The sequence below is a fragment of the Actinoplanes couchii genome (assembly GCF_016862075.1).
Lineage (GTDB): Bacteria > Actinomycetota > Actinomycetes > Mycobacteriales > Micromonosporaceae > Actinoplanes > Actinoplanes couchii.
On sequence record NZ_BOMG01000117.1, the window covers coordinates 15,135 to 35,040 of the forward strand.

Annotated in this window: 24 protein-coding genes; 13 read left to right on the forward strand and 11 right to left on the reverse strand. The window is 70.7% G+C overall.

Annotated elements, in window-relative coordinates; translation table 11 throughout:
• Window positions 1–100 precede the first annotated feature (100 nt).
• A complete protein-coding gene (locus Aco03nite_RS46575) occupies window positions 101–742 on the reverse strand; it encodes an NADPH-dependent F420 reductase (protein WP_203808498.1) in 642 nt (213 codons plus the stop codon).
• Between the two features lie 115 nt (window positions 743–857).
• Here Aco03nite_RS46575 and Aco03nite_RS46580 point away from each other — a divergent pair, with 115 nt between their 5' ends.
• Window positions 858–1,652: a sulfite exporter TauE/SafE family protein gene (locus Aco03nite_RS46580; protein ID WP_203808500.1), complete on the forward strand. Its 795-nt coding sequence runs from the start codon at window positions 858–860 to the stop codon at window positions 1,650–1,652.
• Between the two features lie 322 nt (window positions 1,653–1,974).
• On the opposite strand, the gene Aco03nite_RS46585 is transcribed toward Aco03nite_RS46580, so the two are convergent.
• Both Aco03nite_RS46585 and Aco03nite_RS46590 read right to left on the reverse strand, forming a co-directional pair.
• A complete protein-coding gene (locus Aco03nite_RS46585; RefSeq protein WP_203808502.1) occupies window positions 1,975–2,118 on the reverse strand; it encodes a hypothetical protein in 144 nt (47 codons plus the stop codon).
• Between the two features lie 129 nt (window positions 2,119–2,247).
• Window positions 2,248–2,850 (reverse strand): TetR/AcrR family transcriptional regulator, encoded by a 603-nt coding sequence (locus Aco03nite_RS46590; RefSeq protein WP_203808504.1) that lies wholly within the window; start codon window positions 2,848–2,850, stop codon window positions 2,248–2,250.
• 98 nt (window positions 2,851–2,948) lie between these two features.
• Here Aco03nite_RS46590 and Aco03nite_RS46595 point away from each other — a divergent pair, with 98 nt between their 5' ends.
• The 3 genes from Aco03nite_RS46595 (at window position 2,949) to Aco03nite_RS46605 (ending at window position 5,973) form a co-directional block, all read left to right on the forward strand.
• Window positions 2,949–3,887, forward strand: a complete 939-nt coding sequence (locus tag Aco03nite_RS46595; protein ID WP_203808506.1) for an aldo/keto reductase — start codon at window positions 2,949–2,951, stop codon at window positions 3,885–3,887.
• A 192-nt stretch (window positions 3,888–4,079) separates the two neighbouring features.
• Window positions 4,080–5,357 (forward strand): phenylacetate--CoA ligase PaaK, encoded by a 1,278-nt coding sequence (gene paaK, locus Aco03nite_RS46600; protein WP_203808509.1) that lies wholly within the window; start codon window positions 4,080–4,082, stop codon window positions 5,355–5,357.
• A 13-nt stretch (window positions 5,358–5,370) separates the two neighbouring features.
• Window positions 5,371–5,973 carry a TetR/AcrR family transcriptional regulator gene (locus tag Aco03nite_RS46605; protein ID WP_203808511.1) on the forward strand — a complete coding sequence of 201 codons (603 nt, stop codon included), beginning with the start codon at window positions 5,371–5,373 and terminating at the stop codon, window positions 5,971–5,973.
• Here Aco03nite_RS46605 and Aco03nite_RS46610 read toward each other — a convergent pair.
• Genes Aco03nite_RS46610 through paaA form a run of 6 tightly spaced genes read right to left on the reverse strand, consistent with a single transcriptional unit; the run spans window position 5,970 to window position 10,402 of the window.
• On the reverse strand, window positions 5,970–6,770 hold the full coding sequence (locus tag Aco03nite_RS46610; RefSeq protein WP_203808513.1) for a 3-hydroxyacyl-CoA dehydrogenase family protein: 801 nt from the start codon (window positions 6,768–6,770) through the stop codon (window positions 5,970–5,972). The genes Aco03nite_RS46605 and Aco03nite_RS46610 overlap by 4 nt on opposite strands.
• Window positions 6,771–6,782: 12 nt before the next feature.
• Window positions 6,783–7,841, reverse strand: coding sequence for a 1,2-phenylacetyl-CoA epoxidase subunit PaaE (gene paaE, locus Aco03nite_RS46615; protein WP_203808515.1), 1,059 nt, complete (start codon window positions 7,839–7,841; stop codon window positions 6,783–6,785).
• Window positions 7,842–8,342 carry a 1,2-phenylacetyl-CoA epoxidase subunit PaaD gene (gene paaD, locus Aco03nite_RS46620; RefSeq protein ID WP_203808594.1) on the reverse strand — a complete coding sequence of 167 codons (501 nt, stop codon included), beginning with the start codon at window positions 8,340–8,342 and terminating at the stop codon, window positions 7,842–7,844.
• The gene (gene paaC / locus Aco03nite_RS46625; protein ID WP_203808517.1) at window positions 8,336–9,178 is read right to left on the reverse strand and encodes a 1,2-phenylacetyl-CoA epoxidase subunit PaaC; all 843 of its coding nucleotides are present in this window, start codon (window positions 9,176–9,178) and stop codon (window positions 8,336–8,338) included. The genes paaD and paaC overlap by 7 nt, the downstream gene beginning before the upstream one ends.
• Before the next feature lie 7 nt (window positions 9,179–9,185).
• Window positions 9,186–9,473, reverse strand: coding sequence for a 1,2-phenylacetyl-CoA epoxidase subunit PaaB (gene paaB / locus Aco03nite_RS46630; protein WP_203808519.1), 288 nt, complete (start codon window positions 9,471–9,473; stop codon window positions 9,186–9,188).
• The gene (paaA, locus tag Aco03nite_RS46635; RefSeq protein ID WP_203808521.1) at window positions 9,470–10,402 is read right to left on the reverse strand and encodes a 1,2-phenylacetyl-CoA epoxidase subunit PaaA; all 933 of its coding nucleotides are present in this window, start codon (window positions 10,400–10,402) and stop codon (window positions 9,470–9,472) included. Before paaA ends, paaB begins: the two co-directional genes overlap by 4 nt.
• Before the next feature lie 90 nt (window positions 10,403–10,492).
• Here paaA and paaZ point away from each other — a divergent pair, with 90 nt between their 5' ends.
• The 4 genes from paaZ to Aco03nite_RS46655 all read left to right on the forward strand — a co-directional run bounded on the left by paaZ (window position 10,493) and on the right by Aco03nite_RS46655 (window position 14,413).
• Window positions 10,493–12,502, forward strand: a complete 2,010-nt coding sequence (gene paaZ / locus Aco03nite_RS46640; RefSeq protein ID WP_239146000.1) for a phenylacetic acid degradation bifunctional protein PaaZ — start codon at window positions 10,493–10,495, stop codon at window positions 12,500–12,502.
• A gap of 10 nt (window positions 12,503–12,512) precedes the next feature.
• The gene (locus Aco03nite_RS46645) at window positions 12,513–13,034 is read left to right on the forward strand and encodes a hypothetical protein (protein ID WP_203808523.1); all 522 of its coding nucleotides are present in this window, start codon (window positions 12,513–12,515) and stop codon (window positions 13,032–13,034) included.
• On the forward strand, window positions 13,034–13,741 hold the full coding sequence (locus Aco03nite_RS46650; protein ID WP_203808598.1) for a DUF7003 family protein: 708 nt from the start codon (window positions 13,034–13,036) through the stop codon (window positions 13,739–13,741). Before Aco03nite_RS46645 ends, Aco03nite_RS46650 begins: the two co-directional genes overlap by 1 nt.
• 78 nt (window positions 13,742–13,819) lie before the next feature.
• Window positions 13,820–14,413: a TetR-like C-terminal domain-containing protein gene (locus Aco03nite_RS46655; protein ID WP_203808525.1), complete on the forward strand. Its 594-nt coding sequence runs from the start codon at window positions 13,820–13,822 to the stop codon at window positions 14,411–14,413.
• A gap of 24 nt (window positions 14,414–14,437) precedes the next feature.
• Here the strand turns inward: Aco03nite_RS46655 and Aco03nite_RS46660 are convergent, their stop codons facing one another.
• Window positions 14,438–15,037, reverse strand: coding sequence for a Type 1 glutamine amidotransferase-like domain-containing protein (locus Aco03nite_RS46660; RefSeq protein ID WP_203808527.1), 600 nt, complete (start codon window positions 15,035–15,037; stop codon window positions 14,438–14,440).
• A gap of 53 nt (window positions 15,038–15,090) precedes the next feature.
• On the reverse strand, window positions 15,091–15,942 hold the full coding sequence (locus tag Aco03nite_RS46665; RefSeq protein ID WP_203808529.1) for a TIGR03619 family F420-dependent LLM class oxidoreductase: 852 nt from the start codon (window positions 15,940–15,942) through the stop codon (window positions 15,091–15,093).
• A 369-nt stretch (window positions 15,943–16,311) separates the two neighbouring features.
• Between Aco03nite_RS46665 and Aco03nite_RS46670 the strand changes: the two genes are divergently transcribed.
• The 5 genes from Aco03nite_RS46670 to Aco03nite_RS46690 all read left to right on the forward strand — a co-directional run bounded on the left by Aco03nite_RS46670 (window position 16,312) and on the right by Aco03nite_RS46690 (window position 19,904).
• Window positions 16,312–16,539, forward strand: a complete 228-nt coding sequence (locus Aco03nite_RS46670) for a hypothetical protein (RefSeq protein ID WP_203808531.1) — start codon at window positions 16,312–16,314, stop codon at window positions 16,537–16,539.
• An 84-nt stretch (window positions 16,540–16,623) separates the two neighbouring features.
• The gene (locus Aco03nite_RS46675; RefSeq protein WP_203808533.1) at window positions 16,624–17,469 is read left to right on the forward strand and encodes a helix-turn-helix transcriptional regulator; all 846 of its coding nucleotides are present in this window, start codon (window positions 16,624–16,626) and stop codon (window positions 17,467–17,469) included.
• 69 nt (window positions 17,470–17,538) lie between these two features.
• Window positions 17,539–17,766 (forward strand): MmyB family transcriptional regulator, encoded by a 228-nt coding sequence (locus Aco03nite_RS46680; protein WP_203808535.1) that lies wholly within the window; start codon window positions 17,539–17,541, stop codon window positions 17,764–17,766.
• A 135-nt stretch (window positions 17,767–17,901) separates the two neighbouring features.
• Entirely contained in the window at window positions 17,902–18,825 is a 924-nt protein-coding gene (locus Aco03nite_RS46685) for an NADP-dependent oxidoreductase (RefSeq protein WP_203808537.1), read from the forward strand.
• Between the two features lie 14 nt (window positions 18,826–18,839).
• Window positions 18,840–19,904, forward strand: a complete 1,065-nt coding sequence (locus Aco03nite_RS46690) for an alkene reductase (RefSeq protein ID WP_203808539.1) — start codon at window positions 18,840–18,842, stop codon at window positions 19,902–19,904.
• Window positions 19,905–19,906: the final 2 nt, after the last annotated feature.

Consider the following 19,906-nt stretch of genomic DNA (forward strand, 5'->3'; position numbering starts at 1 on the left):
ACGCCGGCGGTAGAGCCGCGGGTAGTGATCCAGGGTCACCGCCGATCCGGCCGGGGCCCTGGATCACTGTCCACGGCGCGAACCAGTGGAGCGGGCGCGGTCAGATCGTGCGTGGGGCCTTCGCCAGGTTCGCTTCCAGTTCGGCCTTGTCCTGCCGGGAGACATATGCCGGACGGTCGCGTTCGACCCGCCACGACTCGCTCAGCGGGGTGACGGCGACCGTGTCGAAACCGATGCGGTCGTAGAGGTCGGTGGCGAAGGCGACGGCGTCGGGGTGGTCCGAGGACACCACGAGTGCCCGTCGTCCGGGCGTGCCGGAGGGTGAGCCGCTGGTGGTGATGTCGGCGGCCGTGATGTGGTTGAACGCCTTGACCACCCTGGCACCGGGCAGGTGCTGCTGCAGCAGGCCCGAGGTGGTCGCCTCGCCGCGGTCAAGTTCGCCGAAGCGGCCGTCACGTTCCCAGTAGTAGTTGTTGGTGTCGAGCACGATCTTCCCGGCCAGCGGCTCGGCCGGAACCTCTTTGTATTTGCCGAAGGGCACGGTGACGACCACCACGTCACCGGCTTCGGCGGCCTCCTGAGCCGTCGCGGCCCGCGCGGACGGGCCGAGGTCGTCGATCAGGGCGGTGAGGGTCTCGGGCCCGCGCGAGTTCGCGATCACCACGTCGTGGCCGAGGGCGATCACCGCTCGGGCGACCTGACTCCCGATGTGTCCCGCCCCGATGATTCCGAAAGTCGTCATGGTCTGTCGTAACTCCGGCGACGGCGCCTCTATTCCTTCTAGGATGATCGGGGCGGTAGGTCTTCGGCCCGGTTAGGGTGTCGATCATGATGCGTGCTGTGCCGGGCCGAGATCGATGACCTGGCAGACCGGGCTCTCCGGTTTTCTGGCCGGGCTGCTGATCTCGATCGTCACCGCCCCGGTCGGGGTGTCCGGCGCGGTGTTCCTGCTCCCGGTCCAGCTCAGCGTCCTGCACGTGCCGAACCCGGCGGTCACCCCCACCAACCTGCTGTTCAACGTCGTCGCTGGCCCCGGGGCGCTGGCCCGGTACCGTCGTAACGGCCAGCTCACCGGGCCCCTCGCCCGGCTGCTGATCACCGGAACCGTCCCCGGTGTCGTCCTCGGCGCGATCATCCGGGTCTTCGCCATCCCCGGCCCGCAGGTCTTCCGCCTGGTGGCCGCCGCGGTCCTGCTGCCGCTCGGCCTCTGGCTGTGTGCCCGGGCCCTGCGCCCCGCTGCCGGCGACCGGCCGCCGCTGACCCGGCGCACCATCCTCGGACTCGGCCTGGCCACCGGCACCGTCGGCGGTGTCTACGGCATCGGCGGCGGTTCCATCCTCGGCCCGATCCTCGCCGGCCGCGGCACCCCGATGACCCACATCGCCCCCGCCGCCCTGGCCTCCACCTTCCTCACCTCGATCGTCGGCGCCGCCACCTACGCCGTCCTCGCGCTCACCACCGACGGCGACATCGCCCCACACTGGATCCTCGGCCTGCTCTGCGGCATCGGCGGGCTCATCGGCGGCTATCTCGGCGCCCGGCTCCAGCCGCGGCTGCCCGAGAAGGCACTACGCCTGCTGCTCGGCAGCCTCGCCACCGCCCTCGCGGCGCTCTACCTGTTCCAGGGCCTGAACCCGTCCGGCGGCAACTGACCAGGCTCACCCGCGGTGTCGGAGGGCCTGCGTCAGCGTCGTCGCGGCCAGGTCCGCGGCGGCGGCCGGCAGGCCGTGCATGTCCCTGCTGACCGGGCCGCGGCGCATGCCGGCCGCGACGAGGATCGCGGAGAGCCGCTCGTGGTCGGCGTCGTCCAGGGGCTCCGGCAGGTCACGGGCGGTGACCAGGTCACGGGCGGCACAACCGTCGCCGGACGTGACGGCGATCCCGGCAGCGTGCCGGAGGACGGTACGGGCCGGACGGCCACGTCCGCGCCGCCGTGGCGGATCGCGAGCCGGGCCAGGTCGACCATCGGCTCGATCATGTGCGGCCCTCGACCGGCGCGAGTGACCGGGAGACCTGGCGGTAGACGTTCGCGTGCAGCCAGCAGAGTTCGGTGGCCCCCGCGGGCGGGCCGATGTCGTCGGCCACCAGCGCCAGCCGGTTCAGGGCGTCCGAGGCCACCGACGCCGCCTCGCCGGACTCGGGTGGCGCGGCATGCGCCGCCCACCAGCGGTGCGAACAGGGTTGCGGGGTGGCAGAGCTGAACGAAGAGGCGATCGCGCTGCTGGAGGTGGCGCTGACCCTGACCGGCTAGGCGTCGTGCGGCGGATGTGAGCCGGTCGCGGCGGGGAACAGGCGTTGTACGGCCATGACGATCGCGGCGCGGCGTGCGGCCAGGAAGGCGTCGCGGCCGGAGCTGTCGCCGCTCAGCCCGGTCGGGACCGACCATGAGGTCGCGATCTGGCTGACGAACATCATCACGTCCTCCGGGGCCCAGGCGGGGTCGAGGTCGCCGGTCTGCTGGGCCTCGCGGATCCGTTGCACCTTGTGGCGGATCGATGCTTGGAAGGGGTCGTCGGGCGGGGCCTCACCCGGTGGGAGTTCCAGCTGGCCCCACATCATCAGCCGGTGGCGCTGCGGGTGGCCGGCGAGGTGATCGTGGACCCGGCCGGCGTACCCGGGAAGATTCGCCGGGTCCAGCTGCACCGCGTCGCCCATCGCGGCGAGTTCGCGTCCGGCGACGAACCGGTAGAGCTGCTCCTTGCTGCGGTGGTAGGCGTAGACGCGTTCCTTGCTGGTGCGGGCCGTCCTGGCGATGCGCTCGACCCGGGCACCGGCGATGCCGTAGCGGGCGAACTCCTCGGTCGCGGCCGCGATGATCCGGTCGCCGGTCGAGTCGGTGGAGGCGGTCACAGCACCCAGCATACCCAACCGAACTGTTCGGTTTGGCAAAGGGCGATAGTCGGGGTAGCTTCAAACCGAACCGTTCGGTTTTACACGAGGAGCACCTGATGCAGCAGCGCACACTCGGCCGGCAGGGCCTGACCGTCTCCGCTCTCGGCTACGGCGCGATGGGCACCGTGATCGCCTTCGGCCCCTCCGACGACACCGAGTCGATCGCCGCGATCCGCCGGGCCCACGAACTCGGCGTCACCCACTTCGACACCGCCGAGCTCTACGGCTGGGGCGCCGGCGAGAAACTGCTCGGCCAGGCTCTCGCCCCGATCCGCGACCAGGTCACCATCGCGACCAAGTTCGGGTTCACCCCCAGCTACGGCGCCGACTCCCGGCCCGACCACATCCGCGAGGTCGTCGACAACAGCCTGCGCAGCCTGAACGTCGACATGATCGACCTGCTCTACCAGCACCAGCCCGACCCGAACGTCCCCGTCGAGGACGTCGTCGGCACGATGAAGGAACTCGTCGACGCCGGCAAGGTCAAATACCTCGGCCTGTCGAACACCGGGGCCGACGACATCCGTCGCGCCCACGCCGTCCACCCGATCTCGGCGTTCCAAGGCGAATACTCGATCTTCGAACGCGGCGTCGAATCACTCCTGCCCACCCTCGAAGAACTAGGCATCGGCCTGGTCGCCTACTCCCCGGTGGCCCGCGGCTTCCTCACCGGCACCGCCAAGTCCCGCGAGCACTACACCGCCGACGACTTCCGCCAGAACGTCGGATGGTGGGCTCCCGAGAACTTCGACGCCAACGTCGCCCTCGCCGCCGAGTTGACCAAGGTCGCCGACAGCAAGGGCGCCGCCCTGTCGCAGCTCGCCCTCGCCTGGCTGCTCGCCAGGAAGGACTACATCGTTCCGATCCCCGGCTCCCGCAACCCCGCCCGCGTCGAGGAGAACATCGCCGCCGCCGGCCTCACCCTGACCGCCGACGACCTCGCCCGGATCGACGCCATCGTCCCCAACGGCGCCATCGGCGGACGATGGACCTGATCTGCCGGCACTGACAGCAGACCCGTCCTCGAACACCGGGAGCGGGCCTTCGCCCGGGCTGGGCCGGGGCGGTTCCCAGCCTCGGGGATCCCGGACGGGCCGTCGACAGAGTCAAGGCGGGATCTTCGCGAATGGTGACGAAAGATCATCGCTGTGGTGTTCTCGTCCGGCGTTCGCGGATAGGGATGAGGGATGAGCGACCTCGAACCCGTCGAGACGGCGTCGATCGACGAACTGCGGGCGGTTCAGCTGGAGCGTCTGCGCTGGACCCTTCGTCACGCGTACGACAACGTGGGGTTCTATCGCCGGAGCTTCGATGCCGCCGGCGTGCACCCGGACGACTGCCGGGATCTCGCCGACCTGGCCCGGTTTCCCCTCACCACCAAGCAGGACCTGCGGGACAACTATCCGTACGGGATGTTCGCCGTGCCGCGGGAGCGGATCGCGCGGATCCATGCCTCCAGCGGCACCACCGGGCAGCCCACCGTCGTCGGATACACGCAGGGTGACCTGGACATGTGGGCCGATGTGATGGCCCGGTCGCTGCGGGCCGCGGGGGCCCGGCCGGGGGACCGGGTGCACGTCGCCTACGGGTACGGGCTGTTCACCGGCGGGCTCGGCGCCCACTACGGCGCCGAACGGCTGGGCTGCACGGTCGTTCCGGTGTCCGGTGGGATGACCGAACGGCAGGTGCGGCTGATCACCGATCTGGAACCGGACGTCGTGATGGTGACCCCGTCGTACATGCTGACGATCCTCGACGAGTTCGACCGGCAGGGCATCGATCCGCGTACGACAAGTCTGCGGGTCGGGCTTTTCGGGGCCGAACCGTGGACACCGGGCATGCGGGCCGAGGTGGAGGGCCGCACGGGGATGGACGCGGTGGACATCTACGGGCTGTCCGAGGTGATCGGGCCGGGTGTCAGCCAGGAGTGTGTGGAGACCAAGGACGGCCTGCACGTCTGGGAGGACCACTTCTATCCGGAGATCATCGACCCGGTGTCCGGCGCGGTGCTGCCCGACGGTACGCCCGGTGAGCTGGTGTTCACCTCGCTGACCAAGGAGGCGATGCCGATCATCAGGTACCGCACCCGGGACCTGACCCGGCTGCTGCCCGGCACCGCCCGCACCATGCGGCGGATGGAGCGGATCACCGGCCGCAGCGACGACATGATGATCCTGCGCGGGGTGAACGTCTTCCCGACCCAGATCGAGGAGCTGATCCTGCGGGTTCCGGGACTCGCCCCGCACTACCAGTGTGTGCTCGACCGGCCGGGGCGGCTCGACGAGATGACCGTGCGGGTCGAGGCCAGGCCCGGGGCCGGCGACGACGGTTCGGCCGCTGCCCTGGCCGCGTTGATCAAGGACAACATCGGCGTCACCGTACGCGTGGACGTCGTCGAGCCGGCCACCCTGGAACGTTCGATCGGCAAGGCCCGGCGCATCGTCGATCAACGACCGGGAGCGTGAGAGGCTTTCCGGCGTGACGTCACCAGCGCGCCGCGGACGTGGACGGCCCGGCCATGATCAGGCCGCCGTGCTGCGGACCGCGGTGACCCTGTTCAACCGCAAGGGCTACGACGCGACGAGCATCGGTGACCTGGCCGCCGAGCTGGGCGTCACCAAGTCGGCGATCTACCACCATGTCGCCAGCAAGGAGGAACTGCTCCGGCTCGCCCTCGACGACGCCCTCGACGAGCTGACCCAGGTGGTGTCGGCGGCGGTCGGTGACGACGGCACCAGCGCCCACGACCGGCTGCGCGAGGTGGTCCGCCGGTCGGTGGAGGTGCTGGTCGCCCACCAGCCCGCGGTCACCCTGCTGCTGCGGGTGCGCGGCAACACCCCGGTCGAGGTGGAGGCCCTGAAACGCCGGCGCTGGCTCGACGACCAGCTCGCCGACCTGGTCCGGGCGGCCGCCGCCGAGGGCGCGCTGCGCGCGGACATCGCCCCCGACCTGGTCAGCCGCCTGCTGTTCGGCATGGTGAACTCGCTGATTGAGTGGTACCGCCCGCAGGGCACCCACGCCCCCGCCACCCTCGCCGAAGCCGTGACGACGATGGCCTTCGACGGCCTGCTGCGGCGTTAGACCCAGTCGAAGAACCCCTTGCCGGTCTTGCGGCCCAGATGGCCGGCGGCGACCAGGTCGCGCAGGACGGCCGGCGGCTCGAACCTCGGGCCCAGCTCGCGGGCGAGATGTTCGGCGATGGCCAGCCGCACGTCCAGGCCGACCAGGTCGGTGGTGCGCAGCGGCCCGGTCGGGTGCCGGTAACCGAGGGTCATCGCGGCGTCGATGTCGGCAGCGCTCGCCACGCCTTCCTCCAGCATCCGCATCGCCTCCAGCGCCAGGTGCACGCCGAGGCGGCTGCTGGCGAAGCCGGGGGAGTCCCGCACGACGATCGCGGTCTTGCCGAGTGCCCGCACCCATCCCTGGGCTTTTTCGATCAACTCCTTGCCGGTACGGCTACCGGCCACGACCTCGACCAGACCACTGACCGGAACCGGATTGAAGAAGTGCAGCCCGAGGAACCGCTCCGGCGCGTCCAGCCCGGCGGCGAGCCCGTCGATCGACAGGCTGCTCGTGTTGCTGGCCAGCACCGCCCCCGGCGCGTGCTTCTCGGCGGCGGTCAGCACCGAGGCCTTGAGCGCCGCGTCCTCCGGCACCGCCTCCACCACCAGATCACAATCGGCCAGCGCCGACGGATCCATCGCCGTCCGGAATGAGTGCCCGCCGCCGGAGCGGTCCAGGTAGCGCTGCACCCGCTCACGCGCGGCCACGGCGGCCCGCTCGCCGGTCTCGATGACGACGACCTCGTCACCGGAGGTCAGGAACGCGTGCGCGATCCCGGCACCCATCCGGCCGCCGCCGAAGATTCCTACGAGCATCGATCCATCTCCTCAGGCGTCGTAGTCTACGGTGAGTGTGTCGCCTACCGGGAAGGTCTGGCAGGTCAGCACAAAACCGGCGGTCACCTCGGACGGCTCCAGGGCGTAGTTGCGGCGCATGTCGGCCTCGCCGTCGCGGACCAGGGCGCGGCAGGTGCCGCACACGCCGCCCTTGCAGGCGAACGGCAGGTCGGCCCGGTCGGCCTGGGCGCCGTCCAGGACCGTCACGTCCCGCGACACCGTGGTGGTCGACTTGCGGCCGTCCAGGATCGTGGTCAGTGCGGTGGTCGCCCCGGTGATCTCCACCGCGGCCCGGCGCGGCCGGGGTGGTGGCGCGTCGACGTAGAACAGCTCCACGTGCACCCGGTCCGGCGGCACGCCCAGGTCGGCCAGCACCGTCCGTGCGTCGTCGATCAACGGCAACGGGCCACAGAGCCAGACGTGGTCGTACGTCTCGGCCGGGATCACGTCGGTCAGCAACCGCCGTAACCGGTCCGCGTCGAGGCGGCCGGAGAACAGTTCGACGTCCCGCGGTTCCCGGGACAGCACGTGCGCGACCTGCAGCCGGTGCCCGTAGCGGTTCTTCAGGTCACCGATCTCCTCGGCGAACATCACGGTGTGCCCGGCCCGGTTGCCGTACAGCAGTGCCACCCGGGCGTCCGGGTGCGGCAGCACCGTCGCGGCGATCGACAGCAGCGGGGTGATCCCGGATCCGGCGGCGATCAGCAGGTGCCGTTCACCGCTGCCGGGGTCGGCGTCCCAGGCGCCGGCCGGGGTCTGCACGTCCACGACGGTGCCCGGTCGCACGTCGTGCACCAGCCACGACGAGAACAGCCCGTCGGGGATCTCGCGCACCCCGATCCGCGGGGCGGCCCCGACCGGGGAGCAGATCGAGTACGACCGGCGTTCCTCCCGGCCGTCGACGTCGCGGCGCAGGGTGAGCGACTGCCCGGCCCGGAACGCGTACGCTCCCGCCAGTTCATCGGGCACCGCGAACGTGACCGCGACCGCGTCGTCGCAGAGCCGCTCGACCGCCGCGACCCGCAGCGGGTGAAAAACCGACCGGGCCACCTATATCTCCTTGATGTGGTCGAAGGATTCCAGGCAGTCGTCGCAACGGTAGAGCGCCTTGCACGCGGTCGCCCCGAACTCGGACACCCTGCTGGTACGCCCGGAGCCGCACCGTGGGCAGGTCAGCGCTCGCCGGGTCGTCCCCAGGGTGAGCGGCACCGGCCCGGTGACAGCGGGAGCCGGCACGGGCGGCGACAGTCCCGCGGCCCGCAGCGCGGCCCGGCCCGCGTCGGTGATCCAGTCGCTGGACCAGGCGGGGGAGAGCACCACCCGGACCCGGACCCGCGCGAAACCGGCGTCGGTGAGCCGGTGCACCAGGTCGTCGCGCATCGTCGCCATCGCCGGGCACCCGGAGTAGGTGGGGGTGATCGACGCGACGACCACGTCGTCCTGCACCGCCACGTCCCGCAGCACACCGAGGTCGGCCAGGGTCAGCATCGGCATCTCGGGGTCGCGAACCTGCGCGGCGACGGCGGCGGCCCGCTCCCGGACGTTCACCAGCGGCCCATCGGGTGTGCGCGGGCCACCACCTGCATCTCGGCCAGCATCAGGCTCAGCGCCTCGGTGTGTGTGCCGGCCCCGCCCAGTGGGGCGAGTTGCGGCCGGGGCACGCCGGCGACGGCCAGGACCTGGTCGAGGACGACGTCGGTGCCGGCCCGGAGGTCGTCGGTGGTGAACAGCTCGTCGTAGAGCGGCCAGAGCTGATCCAACGCGGTCAGCAGGCGCCGCCGGGACTCGTCGGTGCCCTGCGCGCAGGTGACGAACCAGCGGCCGGCCCAGTCCCGGTGGTAGGTGAGTTCCTTGACGCCCTTGGCGGCGATCGCGGCCAGCACCGCGTCGGGGCTGCCGGTCAGGCGTTCCAGCGTCGCCAGGCGGACCAGGGAGAACAGCAGCAGGCGTACGACGACATGGGCGAAGTCGCCGTTGGGCACCTCGGCCATCCGCACGTTGCGGAACTGCCCCGCCTCGCGGAAGAAGGCGAGCGCGTCCTCGGCCGGGACCGGTGACCCCTCGGGCAGCACCGGCACGATCGACGGGTCGGCGGCCGCGGCCCGGGCCAGCAGCAGCCGGGCCTGGCCGAGCAGGTCGAGGGCGAAGTTGGCCAGGGCGATGTCCTCCTCCAGCTCCGGGGCGCGGCTGCACCATTCGGCCAGGCGCTGCGACAGCACGAGCGCGTCGTCACCGAGCCGCAGACAGAGCCCGGCCAGCTCGGCGGCGTGCACCCCGTCCGGCACGGTCGTGTCGACCCCGGCGAGGGGATCCTCGAAGTCGGTCCCGAACGCCCACTGCGAGGAGTCCCCGCCGAGCAGGCCGTCGTAGACGCTGTCGTCATTCATCGCGGCCTCACATGTGCGGGACGTTGTCGGGGATCTCGTAGAACGTGGGGTGCCGGTAGACCTTGTCGCCGTTCGGGGCGAACAGCGGGTCCTTCTCGTCGGGGCTGGACGCGGTGATCGCGTCGGCGCGGACCACCCAGATGCTCACGCCCTCGTTGCGGCGGGTGTAGACGTCCCGGGCGTGTGCCACGGCGAACGCGTCGTCGGGGGCGTGCAGCGAACCGACGTGCACGTGGTTGAGGCCCCGCTTGCCGCGGATGAACACCTCGTACAGCGGCCAGTCCCGGCGGCTCATCGCGCCACCTCCGCCTGACGGGCGGCGAACGCGGTGGCGGCCTCGCGGACCCAGGCGCCGTCCTCGTGGGCGGCCCGGCGGTGGGCCAGGCGCTGGGTGTTGCACGGGCCGTTGCCCTTGATCACGGCGGTCAGCTCGGCCCAGTCCGGTTGGCCGAAGTCGTGGTGGCCACGTTCGGCGTTCCACCGCAGCTCCGGGTCGGGCAGGGTGATGCCGAGGGCGTCGGCCTGCGGCACGGTCATGTCGACGAACTTCTGCCGCAGCTCGTCGTTGGAGTTGCGTTTGATGCCCCAGGCCATCGACTGCTCGCTGTTGGGTGACTTGTCGTCGGGTGGGCCGAACATCATCAGCGACGGCCACCAGAACCGGTCGACCGACTCCTGCACCATCGCCCGCTGTTCGCCGGTGCCGCGCATCATCGTCATCAGCAGCTCGTATCCCTGCCGCTGGTGGAAGGGTTCCTCCTTGCAGATGCGGATCATCGAGCGGCCGTACGGTCCGTAGGAGGTGCGGCACAACGGCACCTGATTGCAGATGGCGGCGCCGTCCACGAGCCATCCGATGGTGCCTACGTCGGCGTACGACAGGGTCGGGTAGTTGAAGATCGAGGAGTATTTCTGCTTTCCGGCGAGGAGCAGCTCGACCAGCTCGTCGCGGGAGATGCCGAGGGTTTCGCACGCGGAGTAGAGGTAGAGCCCGTGGCCGGCCTCGTCCTGGACCTTGGCGAGCAGGATCGCCTTGCGGCGCAGCGACGGCGCGCGGCTGATCCAGTTGCCCTCCGGCTGCATGCCGATGATCTCGGAGTGTGCGTGCTGGGCGATCTGCCGGATCAGTGTCCTACGGTAGCCGTCCGGCATCCAGTCGCGGGGCTCGATGCGATCGTGCCGCGCGATCGTCGCGTCGAAGCCGGCTTGCAGCGGCGTCGTCATGAGCCCTCCGATTTACTAAACGATCGGTCTGTAATACCGTGACATGTGCCTGCCCATCCCGCAACCGTCCCGACTGACGAGGGAGTCAGAGTGAGCACGCTGCTGGAGAGCTACACCGCCGGACGCTGGTTCCGGGCCGCTGACGAGGGCGAACCACTGCTCGACGCCACCACCGGCGAGGAGGTCGCCCGGATCTCCAGCCGCGGCCTGGACCTCTCCGCGATGCTCGCCCACGCCCGCGACACCGGCGGTCCCGCGCTGCGGGCGCTGACCTTCCACCAGCGCGCCGCCGCCCTCAAGGCCGTCGCCAAGCACCTGCTCGCCGGCAAGGACGAGTTCTACGCCCTGTCCGTGCGCACCGGGGCCACCACCCGCGACACCGCGGTGGACGTCGACGGCGGCATCGGCACCCTGTTCAGTTTCGCCAGCAAAGGCGTCCGGGAGTTGCCGAACGACACCATCGTGATGGACGGCGCCGTCGAACAACTCGGTAAGGCCGGAACCTTCGTCGGCCGGCACGTGTACACATCCCGGCCCGGTGTCGCCGTGCAGATCAACGCGTTCAACTTCCCGGTCTGGGGCATGCTGGAGAAACTCGCCCCCGCCTTCCTCGCCGGGCTGCCGAGCATCGTCAAACCGGCCAGCCAGACCGCGTACCTCACCGAGCTGGTCGTGCGCCGGATCATCGAATCCGGCCTGCTGCCCGAAGGCACCCTGCAATTGATCTCCGGTAGCGCCGGCAGCCTGCTCGACGAGCTGGATCTGCAGGACTCGGTCGCCTTCACCGGCTCCGCGCACACCGCCGGCATCCTGCGCCGGCACGTCTCGGTGCTCGACGGTGGTGTCCGCCTCGGCGTCGAGGCCGACTCGCTGAACTGCTCGATCCTCGGCCCCGACGTCCACGTCGACGACCCCGAGTTCGACCTGTTCATCAAGGGTGTGGTCACCGAGATGACGGTCAAGGCCGGGCAGAAGTGCACCGCGATCCGCCGTGTCATCGTGCCGTCGCAGATCGCCGGCCGGGTCGAGGACGCGCTCGCCGCCCGCCTTTCCCAGATCAACATCGGAGACCCCCGCGACCCTGCGGTACGGATGGGCCCGCTCGCGTCCATCGGGCAACGCGATGAGGTCTACAAGGCCGTCGAGTCACTGCGGGCCGGGGCCGAGATCGTGTCCGGTTCCCTGGCGGAGAACGGCGCCTTCTTCCACCCGCTGGTGCTGCGGGCCACCCCGGGCGCCGTCGAGCCGCACAACGTCGAGCCGTTCGGGCCGGTCAGCACCGTGATCAGCTACGACGGCCTGGACGAGGCCGTCGCCCTGGCCGCCCGGGGCCGGGGCAGCCTGGTCGCGTCGGTCGCCACCCACGACGCGGACGTCGCCCGTACCGTCGTCCTCGGCCTGGCCCCCTGGCACGGCCGGGTGCTGGTGCTCGACCGCGACGACGCCAAGGAGTCCACCGGCCACGGCTCCCCGCTGCCGATGCTGGTGCACGGCGGCCCGGGCCGGGCCGGCGGCGGCGAGGAACTCGGCGGGATCCGCGCCGTCCTGCACCACCTGCAGCGCACCGCCGTGCAGGCCTCCCCGGACCTGCTCACCGCGGTCACCGGCCAGTGGACCACCGGCGCGGCCCAGCGGGTCGAGGACGTCCACCCGTTCCGCAAGAGCCTGGCCGAGCTGCGCATCGGCGACACCATCCGGTCCGCGCCGCGCACCGTCAGCCTGGCCGACATCGATCACTTCGCCGAGTTCACCGGTGACACCTTCTACGCCCACACCGACCCCGAGGCGGCGGCCCGCAACCCGCTGTTCGGCGGCATCGTCGCCCACGGCTACCTGGTGGTGTCGCTAGCCGCCGGCCTGTTCGTCGACCCGGCGCCCGGCCCGGTGCTGGCCAACTACGGCGTCGACGGGCTGCGGTTCCTGACTCCGGTCAAGGCCGGCGACACCATCGCGGTGACGCTGACGGTCAAGCAGATCAAACCCCGCAACAGCGCCGACTACGGCGAGGTCCACTGGGACGCGGTGGTGACGAACCAGAACCAGGAGAAGGTCGCGACGTACGACGTCCTGACGCTCGTCGCCAAGACCCAGCCGTCATAATGACGCGGAGATGTCAGACGATTTGATGAGCATCGCCCGGCGCCGGTTCCCGTGCGGAACCCGGGTCCGCGGAACCGTGTCGGGTTTCCCGGCCGGCGTCGGGGCGGCCGGGGCGTCGATCGACCTCGGCGGCCCGCTGCCCGGCTGGGTGGATCTCCTGCTGCTGCCCGAGGAGGCGGCCGGCTGGCCACCGGTCGGCCGGTCGGGTTTCTTCGAGATCCTGCAACACCGCGACCACGAGATCCGCCTGTTCCCCCTGGACGCGGGGATGCGCAGTCTCCGGTGCCGGTACTCGGACATCACCGGGCCGGAGTGGGCGGCGCTCAGTGCCCGCCGCCCGGTCGGCTCCACCGTCGAGGCGACGGTGGAGCACGTCTACACGGGCAACCGCGAGTACTCGGTGAGGTACGCCGACGGCTGGGAGACCGTGGAGTACGACGGCGTCCCACTTTCGCCTGGCACACCGGTCCGTCTCGTCGTCGAGCGCCAGTCGGAGTGGACCCGCCGCCTGATCCTGCGGCTCGCCTCGTGATGGAGCCGTCGGCCATCCTCGACCAGCTCGACGCGGTGCGGTTCTTCCCGGAGCCGGGAGACGTACGGAGCTATCAGGTCGCGGAGCGGCTGCATGCCTTCAGCGACGGGCAGACCCGGTGGGCGCTGATCATCGAGTTCGCCGGGTACAACCCGCGGGCGTCGAATCTGGTCGACCAACTGCGCATCTTCGGCAACTGCGTCACCGCCGACGACTGGCAGTTGATCCGGCGGATCGAGAACGTCGAGGAGGCCTTCGACCGCGAGGAGTGGCCGCTGCAATACCAGGGCGCACCGCTGCGGATCCGGGGCCGGCTCATCACGCCGGAGCCCGGCGGGCCCTGTAGACCCGAGGAGGTGATGCGGCAGGTTCCCCGGGACCTGCTGCTCGCCGACGAGCAGGAGTTGCGGCGTTGGGTTCCGGCGGACCTTCCCGAGGTGTTGCGCCTGGACGAGTGGCATCACACCCCGCTGTGGCCGTACCGCGACAAGTCGGCCGACCGGGCGGCGATCCGCGCCTTCCTCGGCTGGTCGGACGACGTCCATCCCGACCTACCGCCGGCGCGTAGCGAAGGGGTCGCCGTCTCCGACATCGAGACATACCGGCAGGTGGCGGACGTGCTGGCGACCGGCGACAGCTCCCGCTACCGCCCGGCGCTGCCCCCGAACACGCACTGGAGGAACTGGCCGGCGACCGGCTCGATCTGAGACCAGGCCTCCCTCCATCATGTGGACGGCTCGTGGCCTTCCCGTGCCGGGCGTTCACGACGAGAAGAGGAGCCGGCGATGCCGCAGCCCGAACCGGCGCCCCGGGGGCGCGGCCGGCGGCCCACCGGCGAGGTGCGCGCCGACGTGCTGCACGCGGCCGGCGCGATGGTCCTGTCCGAGGGCATCGCCCAGCTGACCTTCGAACGGGTGTCCAAGGCATCCGGCGTCAGCAAGACGACCCTGTACAAGATGTGGCCGTCCCCGGGAGTCCTGGCCCTGGACGCCTACTTCCACGCGGTGGCCGACACCCTGGCCTTCGACGACGACGGCGACATCCGCAGCGATCTGCTGCGCCAGCTGCACTCGTTCGCCCGGCTGATGCGCACCCCCGGCGGCCGCGCGCTGCTGGAATTCATCGGGGCGTCGCAGAGCGATCCGGCTCTGGCCAGGTCGTTCCGGGAGCTGTACTCGGGCGGCCGGCGGGCCTTGGCCTACGAACGACTGGCCAAGGCCCAGTCCCGCGGTGAGATCCGGCCCGACGTGGACGTCCGGGTCCTGGTCGACCAGCTGTGGGGCGCGATCTACCACCGCCTACTGGTCCCGGACGAGCCGGTGACCGACGAGTTCGTAGAGGCCTTGGTGACCAACCTCTTCACCGGCATCAGCACCTGACCCGCGCCAGACCGGGTCGACGTTCTAGCTGTTCCCGAGACCCAGGACGTCGCCGTGGACGATGGCTGCCTGGTCGTCGCGGATGACGACGAAGTCGTGCCGGTCGCCCTCCTCGGCGATGACCTTGGAGTAGCGCTCCTCCCGGCCTCGGTTCGCATGGGGCAGTGGATAGAACGACACGAGTTCCAGGCCGGCGGTGTCGTTCACCCGTCCCGGATCGTCGTCGCCGCGATAGCGTTCGAGGTCCGGCGCCGCGAGCAGGGCACCGGCAGAGATTCCCGCGTAGGCGAGTCGTCCCGAGGTGACGTCCTGTCTGACGGCGTGGAGGAAGCCGCTTCGTTGCGCGTGTTCGAGCAGGAAGATCGGATATCCGCCGGTGACGAACACCAGATCCGCGCCGGCCAGGACCGCCTGCACCTGTTCGGGCGTGGCGGACTCGAGGTCGAAACGGTGCACGGACAGGCCCTCGGCCGTCATCGCCGCCTCGGCCACGTCGACCCACGGCGTTGCCGGCATCGGGTTGCCTGCCGTCGGGACGAGAACCGCTCGCCCGGGTCGGCGGGTCAGGCCGTCGAGCCAGCTCCCCAGCGCACCGAGGCCCTGACTGCCGAGAAAGAGATCCATCGCGCCAGTATCACCGACCGGCCAACCTCAGCCGATCCGCTGCTCCCGCGAGGTCACAGCGCGAAGCGTTCGGCCAGCGCTGACATCTCGGCCTGCTGTTCGGCCCAGTCCGTCGAGGTCACGTTGACCACCACCCGGGTCACACCCTCGGCGGCCAGTGCCTCCGCCCGGTCCCGGGTGATCGCGATCGAGGCCCATCTCGTGTATTCCAGCGCGCCGGGGTCACGACCGGCCGCCGCGGCCTCGGACCGGGCGAGATCGAGCTGGGCAGCGCGCTCCTGCGGGCTCAGCATCCCGCCCGGGAAATAGCCGTCGCCGCGTTGCCCGGCCCGGCGGGCGGCGGCCCGGCTGGATCCGCCGACGTGAATCGGCAGGGTTGGCACGCCGTACGGTTTGGGGAAGCTGCACAACCCGTCGAAGTCGAAGAACTCGCCGTGGAAACCGACGCCCTCCACCCCACCGGACCACAGCAGGCGCAGCACGTCGATCGCCTCGTCGGCGCGCCGGCCCCGCGACCGGAAGTCGACACCGACCGCCCGCGCCTCGCCGGGCAGGCTGCCCAGCCCCACGGTCAGCAACCGCATGCGCCCCCGGGACAGCACATCGACGGTGGCGAGACGCTTGGCCAGCACGACCGGATGCTGGTACGGCACCAGCAGCACACCGGTACCGAGCAGGATCCGGCTGGTCGCGGCGGCCACAAAACTCAGCGCGTCGAGCGGGTCGACCAGCGGCAGGTCCGGCGGGAACTCCATCGACCCGAGCATCGCCCCGCGGTACAACACCACATGCTCGGGCATGTACAGCGCCTCGAAACCACATGCCTCCGCATGGCGCGCAAAAGCGATCAGGTGCTCAGGATCCACGCCGAGCGAACCGGTGCTGTAACTGATGGCGAACTTCACGACCGGGCTCCATGCTCACGAGGTACGGGACGCCCGGCACGTTAAAGGTTGACGTCGGTGTCAGGGCAAGCAGGCGCCCCGTCTTTGATAGGTTTCGTCGCAGTGAGCCGGTCCGAGCAACCCTTGTGGGACAGCGCGGCTACGGGGAGCGGGCACTGGTAGGTCCCCGGAGCGATCCCGGGACTGAATATGGGACACCACGACCCGCTCCCCGCCGCCGCGAGGGGCGTTGCCGGGCCTAAGATCGTTCGTGACTTCCGAGATCCCGCCTCTGACGCCGGCCCACCTCGCAGTGGAACTCGACGACATGGACGGCCTGCGCCGGCTCCTGGACGAAGGGCCGACATCGAAGATCCCAATTTCCAGGGAATGACGCTGCTGATTCATGCCGTGGACGGCGAGGGTGACGGTGCGGTGCAGACCGGAACGCCGGCTCATGTCGATATGACGGCGTTTCTGCTGGCGCGGGGAGCCGACCCGCATGCCGCCATGCACGATGGCGGGACGGCGTTGAGTCTCGCCCGGCGGTACGGGCATTGGCTCGCGGTGGAACTGTTGGAGGCCTGGGCGCTACGGCACCCGTCGACAGCCGAGTAGCTGAGATCCCGGCGGTGCGGCAGGGTCAGTCGTGCTCCGTCGTACGAAATCTAGTTTCGAATTTTAAGTAGGTAGGATCTCGGGGTGAGTGAGACCGAGCCCCGCGCCCTGCTGGCGGATTTTCTCCGGGCCCGGCGGGAAGCGTTGCAGCCGGAGGACGTCGGGTTGCCGCGGGGGCCTCGGCGCCGGGCCGGTGGGTTGCGGCGGGAAGAGGTCGCGATGCTGGCCGGCATGTCGGCCGACTACTACAGCCGGCTCGAGCAGAAGCGCGGGCCGATGCCGTCCGAGCAGATCCTGACCGCGGTGGCCCGGACGTTGCGGCTGCGGGCGGGGGAGACGGAGCATCTGTTCGCGCTGGCGGGGCATGCGGCGCCGCGGCGGGCGCTGCCGGACGAGCGGGTCGGTACGGCGGTCCGGCACATCGCGGAGCGGCTCGCCGACACCCCGGCGATCGTGTTCTCCCGGTTCGGTGAGGCGCTGTTGCAGACTCCGGCGGCGAAGGCCCTGTTCGGTGACTACACCCGGTTCACCGGCATGTCGCGGTACCTGGTGTACCGCTTCTTCACCGATCCGCGGCAGCGTGCTCTCTATCCGCCGGAGGATCTGGACGTGCGTGGCCGGGTGTTCACCGTGGACCTGCGCACCGCGTACACCGCTGATCCGACAAGCGTCGCCGGGGAGATCGTCGACGCGCTGCTGGCGGAGAGCCCGGAGTTCGCCGAGGTGTGGCGGCGGCACGAGGTGGACTTCAACCACGACCGTGACCTCAAGCGGTACCGGCATCCGGAGCTGGGGGAGTTCGAGTTGTACAGCCGCTGGCTGGTGGATCCGGAGGCGGGCCAGGATCTGCTGGTCTTCATGGCCGAACCGGGCTCGCCGAGTGAGGCGAAGCTGCGTCAGCTGATCCATGTTCTCCCGGACCATGGATAACCGAGACATTCCTGCGCCCGCGGTCTTCCGCCACGCTTGACCGGTCGGACCGGGGAGGCGGTGAGTGGTGTGGATCGGGTCAGTCCGACCCTGCGGCTCGTCGTCGACCATCTGCCGGACTGTCCGGTGATGGTGTTCTCCCGGTCCGGTGCGGTGCTGTGGCGCAACGGCCCGGCGGTCGCCCTGTTCGGCGACGGTGGGGTGGAGGTCCTGGACCGGCGCGGTGATCTGGCGTCGTACCGCCGCCAGGTTCTGGTCGATCCGGTGGAGGGCCAGATCCTGCTGATCCTGATCTGAGGCCGGGGTCAGGCAAAACCGCAGGCGTGAGGCCCGGGTCACACCGCGCTCAACTTGCTTCGAATTCGAAGCGTGCTACGGTTCAGAAGTGCTTCGAAAACGAAGCACTTAGGTTGAAGAGGGAAGAGAATCGCCATGAAGGCAGTGCGTTTCCACGAGTACGGCACCCCCGAGGTCCTGCGCTACGAGGACGCCGACCAGCCCGTCCCCGGCGCCGGTGAGATCCGGATCCGGGTGGCGGCGACGTCGTTCAACCCGGTCGAGGGCAACATTCGGGCCGGGTTCATGCAGGGCCCGATCCCGGTGGCCATGCCGCACACCCCGGGCATCGACATCGCCGGCACGGTCGACGCCCTCGGCGACGGCGTGACCGGCTTCGCGATCGGGGACCGGGTGATCGGCGCCCTGCCGCTGACCAGCCCGGGCGCCGCCGCCGAGTTCGTCGTCGCCCCGGCCGCGATCCTGACGGCCGCCCCCACGAGCGTCCCGCTGGAGGACGTCGCCGGCCTGCCGCTGGTCGGCCTCACCGCCTGGCAGGCCCTGTTCGACCACGCGAAGCTGACCACCGGCCAGCGGGTGCTGATCAACGGCGCGGGCGGTGTCGTCGGTGGCTACGCGGTGCAGCTGGCCAAGAACGCCGGGGCGTACGTGATCGCCACCACCGGATCGCGCAGCGCCGACCAGGCCAAGGCCGCGGGCGCCGACGAGGTCCACGCCGCCGGTCTGCCCGAGCTGGCCGAGCCGGTCGACGTGGTGCTCAACCTCGCGGCGGTCGACCCGGAGCAGCTGGCCGCCACCGCCGCCCTGATCCGCGACGGTGGTGTGGCGGTGAACACGACGGTGTGGATGCCCGCGCCGGCCGACGAGGCCCGCGGCGTACGCGGCATCAATCTCTTCTTTCGTCCCGACGGCGACCAGCTCGCCCAGCTGGTGACGCTGCTCGACACCGGCAAGCTGCGCCTGGCCACCACCCGGCGGGTGCCGCTGGCCGACCTGGCCCGGATCCACACCGAGGTCGCCACCGCCCCGGTCAACGGCAAGATCGTCTTCACGGTTTAATCGAAGGAATCGACATGACTCTCTGGACCCCCACCACCGTCGGCGCGATCGAACTGCCGCACCGGCTCGCGATGGCGCCGATGACCCGCGACCGGTCGCACGCCGACGGTGTGCCCACCGACCTCAACCGGGAGTACTACACGCAGCGCGCGTCGATGGCGCTGATCGTCACCGAGGGCACCCAGCCGTCGGCCGACGGGCAGGGTTACCTGCTCACACCCGGTATCTACACCGCGGCACACATCGACGGCTGGCGTACGGTGACCGACGCCGTGCACGCCGCCGGTGGCCGGATCGTGGTGCAGCTGATGCACACCGGCCGGATCGCGCACCCGGACAACACCCCGCACCACCGGCAGCCGGTCGCGCCGTCGGCGGTGCGCCCGTCGGGTGTCATGTTCACCGCCACCGGCCCGCAGGAGATGCCCGTCCCGCGGGCCCTGGAGACCGGCGAGATCGCCGGCGTGGTCGACGAGTTCCGGCACGCCGCGGCGTCGGCGATCGCGGCCGGCTTCGACGGTGTCGAGATCCACGGCGCCAACGGCTACCTGATCCACCAGTTCCTGTCGAGCAACGCCAACCAGCGCACCGACGGTTACGGCGGCAGCGTCGCCAACCGGATCCGGTTCGCCGTCGAGGTCGTGCGGGCGGTGGCCGGGGAGATCGGCGCGGCCCGGACCGGGTTGCGTCTCTCACCCGCCAACCCCTACAACGACATCACCGAGTACGACACCGCGGAGCTGTACCCGGCCCTGGTCGACGCTCTCGCTCCGCTGAACCTCGCCTACCTGCACCTGATCCACGCCGGTGACGACGACCTGCTGGGCAAGCTGCGTGCCGGGTGGCCGACGGCGCTGGTGCTCAACCGGGCCGGCGCGCCCCTCGACCGGCGGGCCGCCGACCTCGACACCGGCCTGGCCGACGTGATCACGGTCGGCGCCGCCGCCCTGGCCAACCCCGATCTGCCGGTACGGCTACGGACCGGCGCCGCACTGAACGAGCCCGACCCGTCCACCTTCTACGGCGGCGACCACCGCGGGTACACCGATTATCCCGCCCTGGCCCCCGCGGACCACTGAGC

Excerpts from the sequence above, each read along its gene's own strand:
- Aco03nite_RS46685 (WP_203808537.1), top strand. The coding sequence starts at position 17,902 with ATGAAGGCAGTGCGTTTCCACGAGTACGGCACCCCCGAGGTCCTGCGC.
- Aco03nite_RS46655 (WP_203808525.1), top strand. The coding sequence starts at position 13,820 with ATGCCGCAGCCCGAACCGGCGCCCCGGGGGCGCGGCCGGCGGCCCACC.
- paaB (WP_203808519.1), bottom strand. The coding sequence starts at position 9,473 with ATGAGCCGCCGGGACTGGCCGCTGTACGAGGTGTTCATCCGCGGCAAG.
- Aco03nite_RS46595 (WP_203808506.1), top strand. The coding sequence starts at position 2,949 with ATGCAGCAGCGCACACTCGGCCGGCAGGGCCTGACCGTCTCCGCTCTC.
- paaA (WP_203808521.1), bottom strand. The coding sequence starts at position 10,402 with ATGACGACGCCGCTGCAAGCCGGCTTCGACGCGACGATCGCGCGGCAC.
- Aco03nite_RS46610 (WP_203808513.1), bottom strand. The coding sequence starts at position 6,770 with ATGCTCGTAGGAATCTTCGGCGGCGGCCGGATGGGTGCCGGGATCGCG.
- paaK (WP_203808509.1), top strand. The coding sequence starts at position 4,080 with ATGAGCGACCTCGAACCCGTCGAGACGGCGTCGATCGACGAACTGCGG.
- Aco03nite_RS46670 (WP_203808531.1), top strand. The coding sequence starts at position 16,312 with ATGACGCTGCTGATTCATGCCGTGGACGGCGAGGGTGACGGTGCGGTG.
- Aco03nite_RS46660 (WP_203808527.1), bottom strand. The coding sequence starts at position 15,037 with ATGGATCTCTTTCTCGGCAGTCAGGGCCTCGGTGCGCTGGGGAGCTGG.
- paaC (WP_203808517.1), bottom strand. The coding sequence starts at position 9,178 with ATGAATGACGACAGCGTCTACGACGGCCTGCTCGGCGGGGACTCCTCG.
- Aco03nite_RS46690 (WP_203808539.1), top strand. The coding sequence starts at position 18,840 with ATGACTCTCTGGACCCCCACCACCGTCGGCGCGATCGAACTGCCGCAC.
- Aco03nite_RS46645 (WP_203808523.1), top strand. The coding sequence starts at position 12,513 with ATGTCAGACGATTTGATGAGCATCGCCCGGCGCCGGTTCCCGTGCGGA.
- Aco03nite_RS46650 (WP_203808598.1), top strand. The coding sequence starts at position 13,034 with ATGGAGCCGTCGGCCATCCTCGACCAGCTCGACGCGGTGCGGTTCTTC.
- Aco03nite_RS46575 (WP_203808498.1), bottom strand. The coding sequence starts at position 742 with ATGACGACTTTCGGAATCATCGGGGCGGGACACATCGGGAGTCAGGTC.
- Aco03nite_RS46580 (WP_203808500.1), top strand. The coding sequence starts at position 858 with ATGACCTGGCAGACCGGGCTCTCCGGTTTTCTGGCCGGGCTGCTGATC.